We start from the raw sequence: 12677 nt of genomic DNA on the forward strand, positions 1-12677 counted from the left end.
TGTGCATGGCAAGCCGGCCGGAACGACATTTACTTGATCGGCGCGCCGCCTTCATACCAGCGCTTGACCAGATCGCGCTCGGCGTCGCTGAGCGCGCCCGGGTTGCCGAACGGCATCTTGCGCAGCACCACGACCTGTTGATAGATCTGCGCCGCATGCAGCTTGACTTCGTCGGGCGCATCGAGCTTGACGTTCTTCTGCGCCAGCGTCGCCGCGCTGTGGCACACCACGCAATGCTGCGTGAACAGCGGCGCCATCGCTTCATAGCCGGGAACGTCAGGAGTTGCGGCGGCGGGCGCTCCCGCGGCGGGCGTGGCTGCGGGTGCAGTGGACGCGACCGCAGCGGCAGCCTTCGGAATCGGCTTGAGCCAGACCGCCGTCGCCACCAGCACCATCACGCCGGCCAGCGCATAGGGCCAGGGGTGGGCGTTGCGGCCCAGCTTGAAGCCGTGGCGCATGACGAAGAACTGGCGAATCGCCGCGCCCGCGAACATCATCAGAATCAGCACCAGCCAGTTCTGCGCGTGGCTGTGCAGCCAGCCATAGTGATTGGACAGCATGGCGAACAGCACGGGCAGCGTGAAGTAGGTGTTGTGCACGCTGCGCTGCTTGCCGCGCTTGCCGTGGATGGGGTCGACCGGCCGGCCTTCCTTCAGATCCTTGACCACGGTGCGCTGGCCGGGAATGATCCAGAAGAACACGTTGGCGCTCATCGAGGTCGCGAGCATCGCGCCCATCAGCAGGAAAGCCGCCTGGCCCGGGAAGATCTGGCACGCGAGCCAGGCCGCGAAGCAGACCAGCACCAGCACCAGCGCGCCGACGATGGCGTCACCGCGCTCGCGCTGGCCGAAGATGCGGCAGATGCCGTCGTACAGCAGCCAGAACACCACCAGGAAGGCCAGCGCCGCGGCGATCGCCGCATGCGGGTGCAGCGCGTGCGGGTTCGACGGATCGACCAGATAGATGTTTGCGTTCCAAAGGTACGACACCGTGAGCAGCGCGAAGCCGCTGAGCCAGGTCGTATAGCTTTCCCAGTAGAACCAGTGCAGGTGGTCGGGCAGCTTGGGCGGTGACACCGCGAACTTGACCGGATGGTAGAAGCCCCCGCCGTGCACGGCCCAGAGTTCGCCGCTCACGCCCTGTTTCTTGAGGTCTTCGTCCTGCGGCGGCGTGAGACTGCTGTCGAGAAACACGAAGTAGAACGAGGACCCGACCCAGGCGATTGCCGTGATGACGTGCAACCACCGGAGCAGCAGATTGGCCCAATCGAGAATGTAGCTTTCCATAGCCTCAACCCTGGCAGCGTGGGGCTGCCGTGAAGATCCACCTGCCCACCACTGCGGGCGCTCTGGGCAGGAGAAGATCGCGCACCTGCGGTGGTTGAACCACCGTCATGGGCACCGCTGCGACCAAGTCTGTACTGGCGCGAGTGTATACAAAAAGTCACGAAATCCGCGCCTAAAAGTGGCTGCACCACGTTCGCGCAGCGCGCACCCCACAAGTGCAAGGCGATTCACGGCTTTGGTGCACCTTTTTCTCAGGGTTTACCACCAAGGCTTGAAAGATTAGCAAGCACTTACTCTTTGAATTGAAAATGGCGCATTAATAGCAAAAAACTACTAAAACTGGCATTTCCGATTGATGCAATTGCCATGTGCATCACCACCACTTTCCATGCGCATCCCGTATGATGAACGTAAATACCGAACCAAGTTCCAAAAAACCGAACAGAGACATCCGACATGAGCATTCTGGAAAACGTACAGCGCCTGCTGACCGTGTATGCACAAGGCGCTGCCGACTTGAGCTTCAGCGAAGTGGCCGAGCAACTGGACCTGCCCAAAAGCTCGGCCTCGCATCTGCTGCACCAGATGCACCGCTTCGGCCTGCTGGAGCAGAACCCGCGCACGCGCCGCTACCGCACCAGCGCCCTGCTCGCCCAGGCCTCCCATCCCCAGGGCCAGAACGCGTCCTGGGATGCGCTGTGCTGGCAGGTGCTCGAACAGCTGTCCGAGCGCACCGGCCTCACGGCCTATCTGTCGACGCTCAATGGCGCGCAGACCATGGTGATACAGCGCCTCGACGGCCGTTCGCCGGTGCAGGTGGTGTCGCCGCCGGGATCGCTGCGCGCCGCCTGCGACACCGCCATGGGCCGGGCCATGCTTTCGCGCCTGACCGCGGACGAATTCGAAACACTGTACGGCGATGACGCGCAACGCGTGCTCGAGCCCCCGAGCCAGGCGCGGCTGGCCAATGTGGGCGCGCTGATCGACGAAGTGGCCGTTGCCACGCGCCAGCACCACTCGGTGCTGGTCGACGCCGCCCTGCCCGGCGTGGGGGCGGTCGCGGCCGCGGTGCGCCACCCGGTGAGCGGCGAGCTGCGCGGCTTTTGCGTGTCGTTCGTCGCCGGCGTGCACGCGCCCATGGACGTGCCGTCGATCAACCGCTACCGCCAGCTGATGCTCGACGAAGTCGGCATGCTGGGCCGGCGCGTCAGCGACCGCTTCTGGACCGAACCCGCACTGCCCAGCGCGCAGTGGTCTCCCACCCTGTGAGGTTTTTCGCCATGCAACTTCTTCTCCTGAGCAACTCCACCAGCCCCCAGGGCTTTCTGACCCACGCACTGCCCGCGATCACCGAATGGGCCGGGCCCGCGACCGAAAACGCGCGCGTGCTGTTCGTGCCTTATGCCGGCGTCACGCGCACCTGGGATGCCTACGAAACGCTGGTCGCCGATGCGCTGCGCCCCGTGGGCCTCGACGTGCACTCGCTGCACCGCGAAGCCACGCCGCTAGAAGCCATTGCGCGCGCCACGCATATCGTGGTCGGCGGCGGCAACACCTTCGCGCTGGTGCGCCAGCTGCGCCAGACCGGCCAGCTCGCGGCCATCGCCGAGCGCGTGCGTTCGGGCGGTGCCCGCTACCTGGGCTGGAGCGCGGGCGCCAACCTCGCCTGCCCGCGCCTGAGCACCAGCAACGACATGCCCATCGTCGACCCGCTGGGCTTCGACACGCTGGGCCTGGTGCCGTTCCAGATCAACCCGCATTACACCGAAGCCCATCCCGAAGGCCACCGCGGCGAGACCCGCCAGCAGCGGTTGCGCGAGTTCGCGCTGCTCAACCCCGGCGTGGCCGTGCTGGGCCTGCCCGAAGGCACGGGCCTGCGCGTCGATGCCGACAACTACACCTTGCTGGGCGATACGCAAACGCCGGCCCGCTGGTTCACCGATGCCGAGGCCCCGGCAATCCTGCCCATGGGTGCCTGGAAATTCTGAAGTTCTGACGCCATGAAACACGTATCCCACCTCATCGACCTTCTGTCCAGCGCCCATGTGAGCGGCGCGAGCATCGCCGAATACCTTGGCGGCTTCGGCGTAGGCAGCATCACCGTCACGCCCGTGAGCCAGGACGGCCTGTCGACCGACTTCATCGCCATCGAAATTCCCGGCAGCAACCCCGAGGCGCCGCGCCTGGGCATCGTCGGCCGCCTGGGCGGCGTGGGCGCGCGCCCCAGCGTCATCGGTCTGGTCTCGGACAGCGACGGCGCCGTGGTGGCGCTCGCGGCCGCGGCCCAGCTGATGGAGATGCACAACCGCGGCGACGTGCTCGAAGGCAGCGTGGTCATCCACACGCATATCTGCCCGCGCGCCGGCACGCGCCCGCAGCACCCCGTGCCCATGATGAAGTCGCCATTCGCGATGCGCGAAATGATGCGCCACGAAGTCAGCCAGCGCATGGACGCCATCCTGGCCGTGGACACCACGCGCGGCAACCGCCTCGTGAACCAGCGCGGCGTGGCGCTCACGCCCGTCGCCAAGCAGGGCTACCTGCTGCCAATTCCCGATCTGATGCTGGACCTGATGGGCTGGGTCAGCGGCGAGCTGCCGCTCACGCTGCCGCTGACCACGCAGGACATCACGCCCTACGAAAACGGCTTGCCGCATGTGAACTCGATCATGCAGCCGACCATCGCCACCGACGCCCCCGTGGTCGGCGTGGCGCTGACCGCCCAGACCACGGTGCCGGGCTGCGCCACGGGCGTGACCAACGCCTGGGACACCGATGTCGCGATGCGCTTTTGCGTCGAAGTGGCGAAGATGTTCGGCGCGGGCAAGCTGCCTTTTGTGCATGCCGAGCACTGGGCCCAGCTGCAGGCGCGCTACGGCTCGCTGGCCCATCTGCAGACCGTGGGCAACGTGCCCGCGAACGCATAAGGAACGCCGCCATGGCACGCCGCATTGCCTTCTTCACCATTGGCGAATCGCCGCGCTCCGACGTCGTGCCTGAAATGGCGCTGTGCCTGGGCGAGCATGTTCGGATAGACGAATTCGGCGTGCTCGACGGCCTCGACGCCGCGCAGCGCGCCGCGCTCGCGCCCCAGCCCGGCAGCCACCGCTTCGCTTCGCGCCTGCGCGACGGCACGCCGGTCGAGCTGGACCACCATGCGACCGAAGCCCGCCTCGCGGCGCTGATGCAGCAGGCCGACGACAAGGGCTATGACGCGCTGGTGCCGCTGTGCACCGGCACGCTGATCCCGCGCATGCGCAGCCTCGTGGTCGAGCCGCAGCAAGTGGTCGACCACCATGTCGCGGCGCTGTCGGCGCATTGCACCACGCTGGGCCTGATCGTTCCGCTCGCGGCCCAGGTCGCGACCTTTCACCTGGCCCAGCCCGTGGCCTGCGCGGTCAAGACCGTGCATGCCTCGCCCTACGAGACCGACCCGCAGGCCGCGGCCGCGGCGTTCGACGCCGCAGGCCGCGCGCTGGCCGACTGCGATCTGATCGTCATGCACTGCATGGGCTACGGCCAGGCGATGCGCGCGCGCGTCGCCCAGGCCAGCGGCCGGCCCACGCTGCTGTCGAACCGCATCGTCGCCGACGCGCTGGCGCAGTTGCTGGCCTGAGTCTTTTGCCCCCCCGTTTTTTCACTCTGAGTTTGAGGAAGTCTTCCATGTCGATTCGTCCAATGATCCACGCCGGCGTCTGCGCTTTGACCCTGGCCACCACCGCCCTCGGCTCCACTGCGGCCCTCGCAGAGTGGAAGCCCGAGCGTCCCGTCAAGCTGCTGGTGGGCTTCGCGCCCGGCGGCTCGGCTGATACCCTGGCGCGCCTGATCGCCGAACCGCTGGGCCGCAAGATCGGCCAGCCCGTGGTCGTCGAGAACGTTCCCGGCGCGGGCGGCAACATCATGGCCCAGCGTCTGTCGACGGCCCCGGCCGACGGCTACACGCTGGGCATGGGCGCGGCCGGCTCGATGTCGGTGACGTTCAATCTGAACCCCGCGGCCACCAAGTACAAGCCCGAGAGCTTCGCTCCCGTGACGCTGCTCGCGACCCAGCCCAACGTGGTGATCGTCAACAACAACGTGCCGGCGTCGAACATCAACGACCTCAAGGGCTACATCCAGAAAAATCCGCAGGCCAGCTACGGCATCGCGGGCATTGGCATCTCCAACCACCTGATCGCCGAGTCCATGCTCAGCCGCCTGGGCGTGAAGATGGAAGCCGTGGCCTACAAGGGCGCAGCGCCCGTGATCACCGACCTGCTGGGCGGCCATATCGTGATGACCGTCGACAACATCACCACCGCCGCGGCGCTGGTCAAGGAAGGCAAGGTCAAGGCCCTGGGCGTGACCACCGCCAAGCGCGCTCCCCAGCTGCCCGATGTGCCCACGCTGCAGGAACAGGGCATCAAGAACTTCGACATGCCCACCTGGCAAGGTCTGTTCGCGCCCGCAGGCCTGCCTGCCGACGTGATGAAGACTTACTTCCAGGCCGTGCAGGAAGTGCTCAAGGACCCCGCAACGCATGAAAAGATGGCTTTGCTGGGCTCGGAGCCTGTGTCCGGCGTGTCGTCGGCCGACTTCGTGAAGTACCTGGCCAAGGACCGCGCACAATGGGCGCAGACCATCAAGGCTGCGAACATTCAACCCCAGTAAGTGCTGTCAGGCAGCGGCAGGCTCAGCCCCGCCGCTGCAGCAATTGCGCGGCCACGGCGACGGCGATCACGTCGGGCTCCTTGCCGGTGATTCCCGGCAGTCCTATGGGGCAGGTCACCTGGTCCATTTCCTGTTCGCTGAAACCGCGTTGCGCCAGCCGCTTGCGAAACACCGCCCACTTGGTCGCGCTGCCGATCAGGCCGATGAAATCGAGGTCGGCGCGCGCGCGCTGGCGTTGCAGGCAGGCCGCGACCACTTCGAGGTCTTCGGCATGGCTGAAGCTCATGATCAGCACCTGCGAATGCGCCGCAAGATCGGCGACCGCGGCCTCGACCGGCGCGGAATGCTCGCACACCACGGCACCCGTGCTGTCATCCACCCACTGCGTCTCGAACACCGCGTCGCGGCTGTCTATCCAATGCAGCCTGCAGGGCAGCGTGCTCAGCAGGCGCACCAGCGCATGGCCCACGTGGCCCGCGCCGAACAAGGCCACGCGCAGCGCGGGCGCCAGGCGCGCGGCGCTGCGTGCGGCCAGCGCGCGCAGCCCGGTCAGATCGCCCCGCGCCAACGGCTCGAAGCGCAACCACACCACGCCGCCGCAGCACTGGCCCAGGCTGGGGCCCAGCGCATAGCGTTGCTCCAGCGCGGGCTGGCCATCGTTGAGCAATTGCCGCGCCTGGGCCATGGCCTGAAACTCGAGATGGCCGCCGCCAATCGTGCCGACCAGGTCGTCGGCCAGCACCAGCATCCAGGTGCCGGCTTCGCGCGGCACCGAGCCCTGGGACCGCAGCACTTCGACCCAGCAGGCCGGCGCGGCGCCAAGCTTGTCACAGGCCGTTTTTAATGTATTCAAACGAAAATCCTTCCCCACTTTGCCAGCGCAGTGCATGGTTTTGGACGTTGGCGTCGCTGGACCCGCAGGCTTTCAGGATAACCTCGCAGCATGCCCGATAAGCGTTCCCCCACATCTTCCAAACCGTCCGACACCGGTCGTCCACGTTCCTGGCTCTGGGCCAGCCTCATGGCCGGCGTCGCCTCGCTGGTCGCGGCCTGCAAGTCGCCGCCCGTGCCGCCCGAGCCCGGCCCTGGCCCCGGTGCCGCCGAGCAAGGCCCGCCCAGCGCCGCATCCGCGCCGTCGGGCGCTGCGACGCCGCGCGCCTACCGCGCCGATGCCGCAAAGCACCTGTATGCCCACAACGCGCAGCGCATCTACAAGGGCCAGTTGCCGCCCATGCTGTATGCGGTGGGCGTGCTCGAAGTCGATATCGACCGCAATGGCCGCGTGCAGCGCCTGAGCTGGATGCGCGCGCCCAAACATGCGCCCGAAGTCATCGCCGAAATCGAACGCACGGTGCGCAGCGCCGCGCCCTACCCCGTGCCCGCGCGCATGGGCAAGGTGACCTATACCGATACCTGGCTGTGGGACAAGTCGGGGCAGTTTCAGCTCGATACGTTGACTGAGGGGCAGCGCTGAAGGCGTATTTCACCGCCCCTTGAACAAGCGCACCATCAATCGCTGATGGCCGTTCGCTCTGCGCCCTGAGCCAGCCAAAGGACCACAGGGCCGACTGTCACGACCCCCGATAAGTCGAATAACTCCACGGGCTCACCAGCAACGGCACGTGGTAATGCTGATCGGCATGGGCGACGCCGAAATCCAGGCTCACACGGTTCAGAAAGTTGGGTTCGGGCAGGGCCACGCCGCGCGCCTTGAAATAGGCGGCCACGTCGAAAGTCAGCCGGTAGGTGCCGGTCTGCAGGCTCGCGTTGTCGAACAGCGGGCTGTCCGTGCGGCCGTCGCTGTTGAGAACCAACTGGCGCAGCAGCGTGGCCTGGTCGCCCTCGGTGCGATAGAAAGATACGGCCATGCCGGCGGCCGGGCAGCCGTGCATCGTGTCGAGAACGTGGGTGCTCAGGCCCATGGGGAATCTCCTGTTTGCATTAGCCTTGCCGGATGGCGGCCTGCCGTCAAAATTGTATACAAATTTTGTTCTACACCCGCTAAGATTGCACCATGGAATCCACGACCACCCGCACCATTGCCGATGCGCTGACCCGCGCCATCGTGGAGCACAAGCTGCGCCCCGGCACCAAGCTCGGCGAACAAAAGCTCGCAGATCATTTCGGCGTGTCCCGCACGCTGGTACGCCAGGCGCTGTTCCAGCTCACGCAGAACCGCCTTGTCACGCTGGAGCCCGCGCGCGGCGCCTATGTTTCCACGCCTTCGGTGCAGGAGGCGCGCCAGGTGTTCGCCGTGCGCCGCATGCTCGAAACCGAAATGACGCGCGCCTTTGTCGCGGGCGTCACGCCCGCCAAGATCCAGGCGCTGCGCACCCATGTGGCCGCCGAGCAGGCCGCGATGGACCGCTCCGATGTCGGCGAGCGCACCGAACTGCTGGGCGACTTCCATGTGCGCATGGCCGAACTGATGGGCAACGAAGTACTGGCCCAGATGATCGCCGACCTCACGTCGCGCTGCGCGCTGATCATGCTGATGTACCAGTCCGACTCGGCCGCCGAGCACTCGCACGAAGAGCATGCCGAGATCGTTTCGGCGCTCGCGGCGAAAGATGCCGAGCTGGCCGTGCGCCTGATGCAGGAACATTTATTGCATGTCGAGGCCGGGCTGATGTTCGACCGCGAAATGCCCGCCAACGACCTGTCCCAGGCCCTCTCCTCCCTCTCTGTTTGAAACACCTGCGCATGCTGTACGACGCCACCGCCCCCTATCCCCGTGACCTGGTGGGCTACGGCCGCAAGCCGCCCCATGCGCGATGGCCGGGCCAGGCACGCATCGCCGTGCAGTTCGTTCTCAACTACGAGGAAGGCGGCGAAAACGCCGTGCTGCATGGCGACCCGGCAAGCGAGCAGTTCCTGTCCGAAATGTTCAATCCCGCGGCCTATCCCGAGCGCCACATGAGCATGGAAGGCATCTACGAATACGGCTCGCGCGCCGGTGTCTGGCGCCTGCTGCGCGAGTTCGAGAAGCGCGGCCTGCCGCTCACGGTGTTCGGCGTGGCGACGGCCCTGCAGCGCCACCCCGACGTGACCCAGGCTTTCGTCGAACTGGGCCACGAGATCGCCTGCCACGGCCTCAAGTGGATCCACTACCAGGGCGTTCCCGAGGAAGTCGAACGCGCCCACATGCGCCAGGCGATGGATATCTTCCAGCAGCTGTTCGGCGACCGCAAGGAGCACGGCCTGGGCTGGTACACGGGCCGCGACAGCCCCAACACCCACCGTCTGGTCGCCGATTTCGGCGGCTTCGCCTACGACAGCGACTACTACGGCGACGACCTGCCGTTCTGGATGAAAGTCGGCACCAGCAACGGCGACAGCGCGCGCCAGCTGATCGTGCCGTACACGCTCGACTGCAACGACATGCGCTTCGCGCTGCCCCAGGGCTTCTCGCACGCCGATCCGTTCTTCCAATACCTCAAGGACACTTTCGACGTGCTCTACGCCGAAGGCGACCCCGCGGGCGACAACGCGCCCAAGATGATGAGCATAGGCATGCACTGCCGGCTGCTGGGCAAGCCCGGCCGCATCACCGCGCTGCAGCGCTTTCTCGACCATATCCAGCAGCACGACGCTGTCTGGGTGTGCCGACGCATCGACATCGCACGCCACTGGGCACAGACCCACCCCTGCCAGGATTGAACCTCATGCCCTTGACGCTGGAACAACTGAATCAGGCCGACCCGGCCCAGGCCCTTGCCCTGCTCGACGGCCTGTATGAACACTCGCCCTGGATTGCTGCGGCGGCGCTGGCCGAACGGCCGTTCCGCTCGCTGGACCATCTCAAGCACGCGATGGTCAAGGTGCTGGCCGATGCATCGCCGCAATCGCGCATCGACCTGATTCGCGCCCACCCCGAACTCGCGGGCAAGGCCATGGTGGCGCGCAGTCTCACGGCCGAGTCGACCAACGAACAGAACCGCGCCGGGCTCACGCAATGCTCGCTCGAGGAGTTCGCGCGCATCCAGCAGCTCAACGCCGACTACAACGCGCGCTTCGGCTTTCCATTCATTCTCGCGGTGCGCGGCCCGCGCGGCCTGGGCCTGGGCAAGCAGGAAATCATCGCCACGTTCGCGCGCCGTCTGCACAACCACCCCGACTTCGAATGCGCCGAGGCGATACGCAACATCCACCGCATCGCCGAAATCCGCCTCAACGACAAGTTCGGCCATGTGCCCACGCTGGGCAACGATGTCTGGGACTGGCAGGAATCGCTGGCCCGGCACTCGGACCCGGGCTTTGCCGAACTCGGCCAGCTCACGGTGACCTATCTCACCGACGCCCACCGCGCCTGCGCCCAGCGCATCAGCGGCTGGATGCGCGACTGCGGCTTCGATGAAGTCGCGATCGACGCCGTCGGCAATGTCGTCGGCCGTTATCACCCCAGCGACGCCGCCGGCCGCTATCTGCTCACGGGCAGCCATTACGACACCGTGCGCAACGGCGGCAAGTACGACGGCCGCCTGGGCATCTTCGTGCCCATGGCCTGCGTGCGCGAGCTGCACCGCGCGGGCCGGCGTCTGCCGTTCGGCATCGAAGTCGTGGCCTTCGCCGAAGAGGAAGGCCAGCGCTACAAGGCCACGTTCCTGGGCTCGGGCGCGCTGATCGGCGACTTCCGCCCCGAATGGCTGGACCAGGAAGATGCCGACGGCATCACCATGCGCGCCGCGATGCAGCACGCGGGCCTGTGCCCCGACGACATTCCCGCGCTGCAGCGCGATCCTGCGCAGTACCTGGGCTTTGTCGAAGTGCATATCGAGCAGGGTCCGGTGCTCAACGAACTCGACATTCCGCTGGGCGTGGTCACGTCGATCAACGGCAGCGTGCGCTATCTGTGCGAAATGACCGGCATGGCCAGCCATGCAGGCACCACGCCCATGAACCGCCGCCGCGACGCGGCCACGGCCGTCGCCGAGCTCGCGCTGTTCGTCGAGCAGCGCGCGGCGCGCGATGGCGACTCGGTGGCCACGATAGGCCAGTGGCAGGTGCCCAACGGCTCGATCAACGTCGTGCCCGGCCGCTGCTGCTTCAGCCTCGACATGCGCGCGCCCACCGACGCCCAGCGCGACGCGCTGGTCGCCGACATACTGGCCGAACTGCAGGCGATCACCGCGCGCCGCGGCCTGCGCTGCAGCAGCGAACTCGCCATGAGCGCGTGCGCCGCGCCCAGCGATCCGGTGTGGCAGCAGCGCTGGGAGAAAGCCGTCGATGCGCTGGGCCTGCCGGTGCTGCGCCTGCCCAGCGGCGCGGGCCATGACGCCATGAAGCTGCACGAAATCATGCCCCAGGCGATGCTGTTCGTGCGCGGCCTCAACGCCGGCATCAGCCACAACCCGCTGGAAAGCACCACGGCCGACGACATGCAGCTCGCGGTCGATGCCTTCACCCACGTACTGAACCAATTGAGCGACGAAGCACGATGAGCCAAGCCACCGATTCCACCTACTGCGCACTCGACGCCTGGATAGACGCGCATTTCGACGCCGAAGTGCGCTTCCTGCAGGCGCTGGTGCACGTGCCCACCGACACCCCGCCCGGCAACAACGCGCCGCATGCCGAACGCACTGCCACGCTGCTGCAGGACTTCGGCATGCAGGCCGAAAAGCATGCCGTGCCCACGGCCGAAGTCCAAGCCTATGGCATGGAATCGATCACCAATCTGATCGTGCGCCGCCCCTACGGCCCCGCGGGCTCGGGCCGCACGATTGCGCTGAACGCGCATGGCGACGTCGTGCCACCGGGCGAAGGCTGGAGCCGCGACCCGTATGGCGCCGAGATCGACGAAGGCAAGCTCTACGGCCGCGCGTCGGCCGTGAGCAAGAGCGATTTCGCGAGCTTCACGTTCGCCGTGCAGGCGCTCGAAGCCGTGGCCAGGCCCACCCAGGGCGCGATCGAACTGCACTTCACCTATGACGAGGAATTCGGCGGCGAACTCGGCCCGGGCTGGCTGCTGAAGAACCAGCTGACAAAGCCTGATCTGATGATCGCCGCAGGCTTCAGCTACGAAGTCGTCACCGCGCACAACGGCTGCCTGCAGATGGAAGTCACGGTGCACGGCAAGATGGCGCATGCGGCCGTGCCGCATACCGGCGTCGACGCGCTGCAGGCGGCCGTGGCGCTGATGAACGCGCTGTACGCCGAGAACGCCAAGTACCGGCAGATCACTTCCGCCGTGCCGGGCATCTCCCACCCTTACCTCAACATCGGTCGCATCGAAGGCGGCACCAATACCAACGTCGTTCCCGGCAAGGTGCTGCTCAAGCTCGACCGGCGCATGATTCCCGAGGAAGATCCGGTGGCCGTCGAAGCCAGCATACGCGCAGTGATTGCCCAGTCCGCGGCCGACTTCAACCAGCTGCATGACCTGCAAGGCAACGATGCGGTGCGCATCGACATCAAGCGCATCCTGCTGGCGCGCGCCATGACGCCGCTGGCCGGCAACCAGCCGCTGGTCGATGCCATCCAGCAGCACGGCGAAGCCGTGTTCGGCGAGAAGCCGCCGGCCGTGGGCACGCCGCTCTACACCGATGTGCGCCTGTATGCCGAGCAAGGCATTCCCGGCGTGATCTACGGCGCCGGCCCGCGCACGGTGCTCGAATCGCACGCCAAGCGCGCCGACGAACGCCTTGACCTCGAAGACCTGCGCCGCGCGACCAAGGTCATCGCGCGCAGCCTGCACGATCTGCTTGGCTGAGCCCCACCCTGCCCCGTTCCAGGCCCTGT

The 12677-nt window shown here is 66.6% G+C and carries 13 protein-coding genes; 10 read left to right on the forward strand and 3 right to left on the reverse strand.

The genetic code is table 11. The annotated features are described in order from the left end of the window. Positions 1-29 precede the first annotated feature (29 nt). Positions 30-1286 (reverse strand): urate hydroxylase PuuD, encoded by a 1257-nt coding sequence (locus KHY18_RS08545; RefSeq protein WP_213298015.1) that lies wholly within the window; start codon positions 1284-1286, stop codon positions 30-32. A 456-nt stretch (positions 1287-1742) separates the two neighbouring features. Between KHY18_RS08545 and KHY18_RS08550 the strand changes: the two genes are divergently transcribed. The 5 genes from KHY18_RS08550 to KHY18_RS08570 all read left to right on the forward strand — a co-directional run bounded on the left by KHY18_RS08550 (position 1743) and on the right by KHY18_RS08570 (position 5936). Then, positions 1743-2555, forward strand: a complete 813-nt coding sequence (locus KHY18_RS08550; protein ID WP_213298018.1) for an IclR family transcriptional regulator — start codon at positions 1743-1745, stop codon at positions 2553-2555. Positions 2556-2566: 11 nt separating this feature from the next. Further along, positions 2567-3274: a dipeptidase PepE gene (gene pepE, locus KHY18_RS08555; RefSeq protein WP_213298021.1), complete on the forward strand. Its 708-nt coding sequence runs from the start codon at positions 2567-2569 to the stop codon at positions 3272-3274. A 12-nt stretch (positions 3275-3286) separates the two neighbouring features. Then, positions 3287-4213: a DUF1177 domain-containing protein gene (locus tag KHY18_RS08560; protein WP_213298024.1), complete on the forward strand. Its 927-nt coding sequence runs from the start codon at positions 3287-3289 to the stop codon at positions 4211-4213. Between the two features lie 11 nt (positions 4214-4224). Next, positions 4225-4902 (forward strand): AroM family protein, encoded by a 678-nt coding sequence (locus tag KHY18_RS08565; RefSeq protein ID WP_213298027.1) that lies wholly within the window; start codon positions 4225-4227, stop codon positions 4900-4902. A 62-nt stretch (positions 4903-4964) separates the two neighbouring features. Then, the gene (locus tag KHY18_RS08570; RefSeq protein WP_502768579.1) at positions 4965-5936 is read left to right on the forward strand and encodes a Bug family tripartite tricarboxylate transporter substrate binding protein; all 972 of its coding nucleotides are present in this window, start codon (positions 4965-4967) and stop codon (positions 5934-5936) included. Between the two features lie 22 nt (positions 5937-5958). Here the strand turns inward: KHY18_RS08570 and xdhC are convergent, their stop codons facing one another. Further along, on the reverse strand, positions 5959-6789 hold the full coding sequence (gene xdhC, locus KHY18_RS08575) for a xanthine dehydrogenase accessory protein XdhC (RefSeq protein ID WP_249728995.1): 831 nt from the start codon (positions 6787-6789) through the stop codon (positions 5959-5961). 90 nt (positions 6790-6879) lie between these two features. Between xdhC and KHY18_RS08580 the strand changes: the two genes are divergently transcribed. Continuing rightward, entirely contained in the window at positions 6880-7410 is a 531-nt protein-coding gene (locus tag KHY18_RS08580; RefSeq protein WP_213298036.1) for a hypothetical protein, read from the forward strand. A 97-nt stretch (positions 7411-7507) separates the two neighbouring features. On the opposite strand, the gene uraH is transcribed toward KHY18_RS08580, so the two are convergent. Further along, positions 7508-7858, reverse strand: coding sequence for a hydroxyisourate hydrolase (gene uraH, locus KHY18_RS08585; RefSeq protein WP_213298039.1), 351 nt, complete (start codon positions 7856-7858; stop codon positions 7508-7510). A gap of 92 nt (positions 7859-7950) precedes the next feature. Between uraH and KHY18_RS08590 the strand changes: the two genes are divergently transcribed. From KHY18_RS08590 to KHY18_RS08605, 4 genes are read left to right on the forward strand one after another with little or no spacing between them, the layout of a single operon-like run. After that, positions 7951-8628 carry a GntR family transcriptional regulator gene (locus KHY18_RS08590; protein WP_213298042.1) on the forward strand — a complete coding sequence of 226 codons (678 nt, stop codon included), beginning with the start codon at positions 7951-7953 and terminating at the stop codon, positions 8626-8628. A gap of 11 nt (positions 8629-8639) precedes the next feature. Next, complete coding sequence (gene puuE / locus KHY18_RS08595) at positions 8640-9596, forward strand: allantoinase PuuE (RefSeq protein ID WP_213298182.1); 957 nt, start codon at positions 8640-8642, stop codon at positions 9594-9596. Between the two features lie 5 nt (positions 9597-9601). After that, positions 9602-11377, forward strand: coding sequence for a 2-oxo-4-hydroxy-4-carboxy-5-ureidoimidazoline decarboxylase (uraD, locus tag KHY18_RS08600; protein ID WP_213298045.1), 1776 nt, complete (start codon positions 9602-9604; stop codon positions 11375-11377). After that, positions 11374-12648, forward strand: a complete 1275-nt coding sequence (locus tag KHY18_RS08605) for a M20 family metallopeptidase (protein ID WP_213298048.1) — start codon at positions 11374-11376, stop codon at positions 12646-12648. Before uraD ends, KHY18_RS08605 begins: the two co-directional genes overlap by 4 nt. Positions 12649-12677 lie beyond the last annotated feature (29 nt).

The sequence above is a fragment of the Acidovorax sp. CCYZU-2555 genome, from assembly GCF_018413525.1.
Lineage (GTDB): Bacteria > Pseudomonadota > Gammaproteobacteria > Burkholderiales > Burkholderiaceae_C > Comamonas.

Coding starts and splice junctions, on each gene's coding strand:
- KHY18_RS08545 (WP_213298015.1), bottom strand. CDS start 1,286: ATGGAAAGCTACATTCTCGATTGGGCCAATCTGCTGCTCCGGTGGTTG.
- KHY18_RS08550 (WP_213298018.1), top strand. CDS start 1,743: ATGAGCATTCTGGAAAACGTACAGCGCCTGCTGACCGTGTATGCACAA.
- pepE (WP_213298021.1), top strand. CDS start 2,567: ATGCAACTTCTTCTCCTGAGCAACTCCACCAGCCCCCAGGGCTTTCTG.
- KHY18_RS08560 (WP_213298024.1), top strand. CDS start 3,287: ATGAAACACGTATCCCACCTCATCGACCTTCTGTCCAGCGCCCATGTG.
- KHY18_RS08565 (WP_213298027.1), top strand. CDS start 4,225: ATGGCACGCCGCATTGCCTTCTTCACCATTGGCGAATCGCCGCGCTCC.
- KHY18_RS08570 (WP_502768579.1), top strand. CDS start 4,965: ATGATCCACGCCGGCGTCTGCGCTTTGACCCTGGCCACCACCGCCCTC.
- KHY18_RS08580 (WP_213298036.1), top strand. CDS start 6,880: ATGCCCGATAAGCGTTCCCCCACATCTTCCAAACCGTCCGACACCGGT.
- uraH (WP_213298039.1), bottom strand. CDS start 7,858: ATGGGCCTGAGCACCCACGTTCTCGACACGATGCACGGCTGCCCGGCC.
- KHY18_RS08590 (WP_213298042.1), top strand. CDS start 7,951: ATGGAATCCACGACCACCCGCACCATTGCCGATGCGCTGACCCGCGCC.
- puuE (WP_213298182.1), top strand. CDS start 8,640: ATGCTGTACGACGCCACCGCCCCCTATCCCCGTGACCTGGTGGGCTAC.
- uraD (WP_213298045.1), top strand. CDS start 9,602: ATGCCCTTGACGCTGGAACAACTGAATCAGGCCGACCCGGCCCAGGCC.
- KHY18_RS08605 (WP_213298048.1), top strand. CDS start 11,374: ATGAGCCAAGCCACCGATTCCACCTACTGCGCACTCGACGCCTGGATA.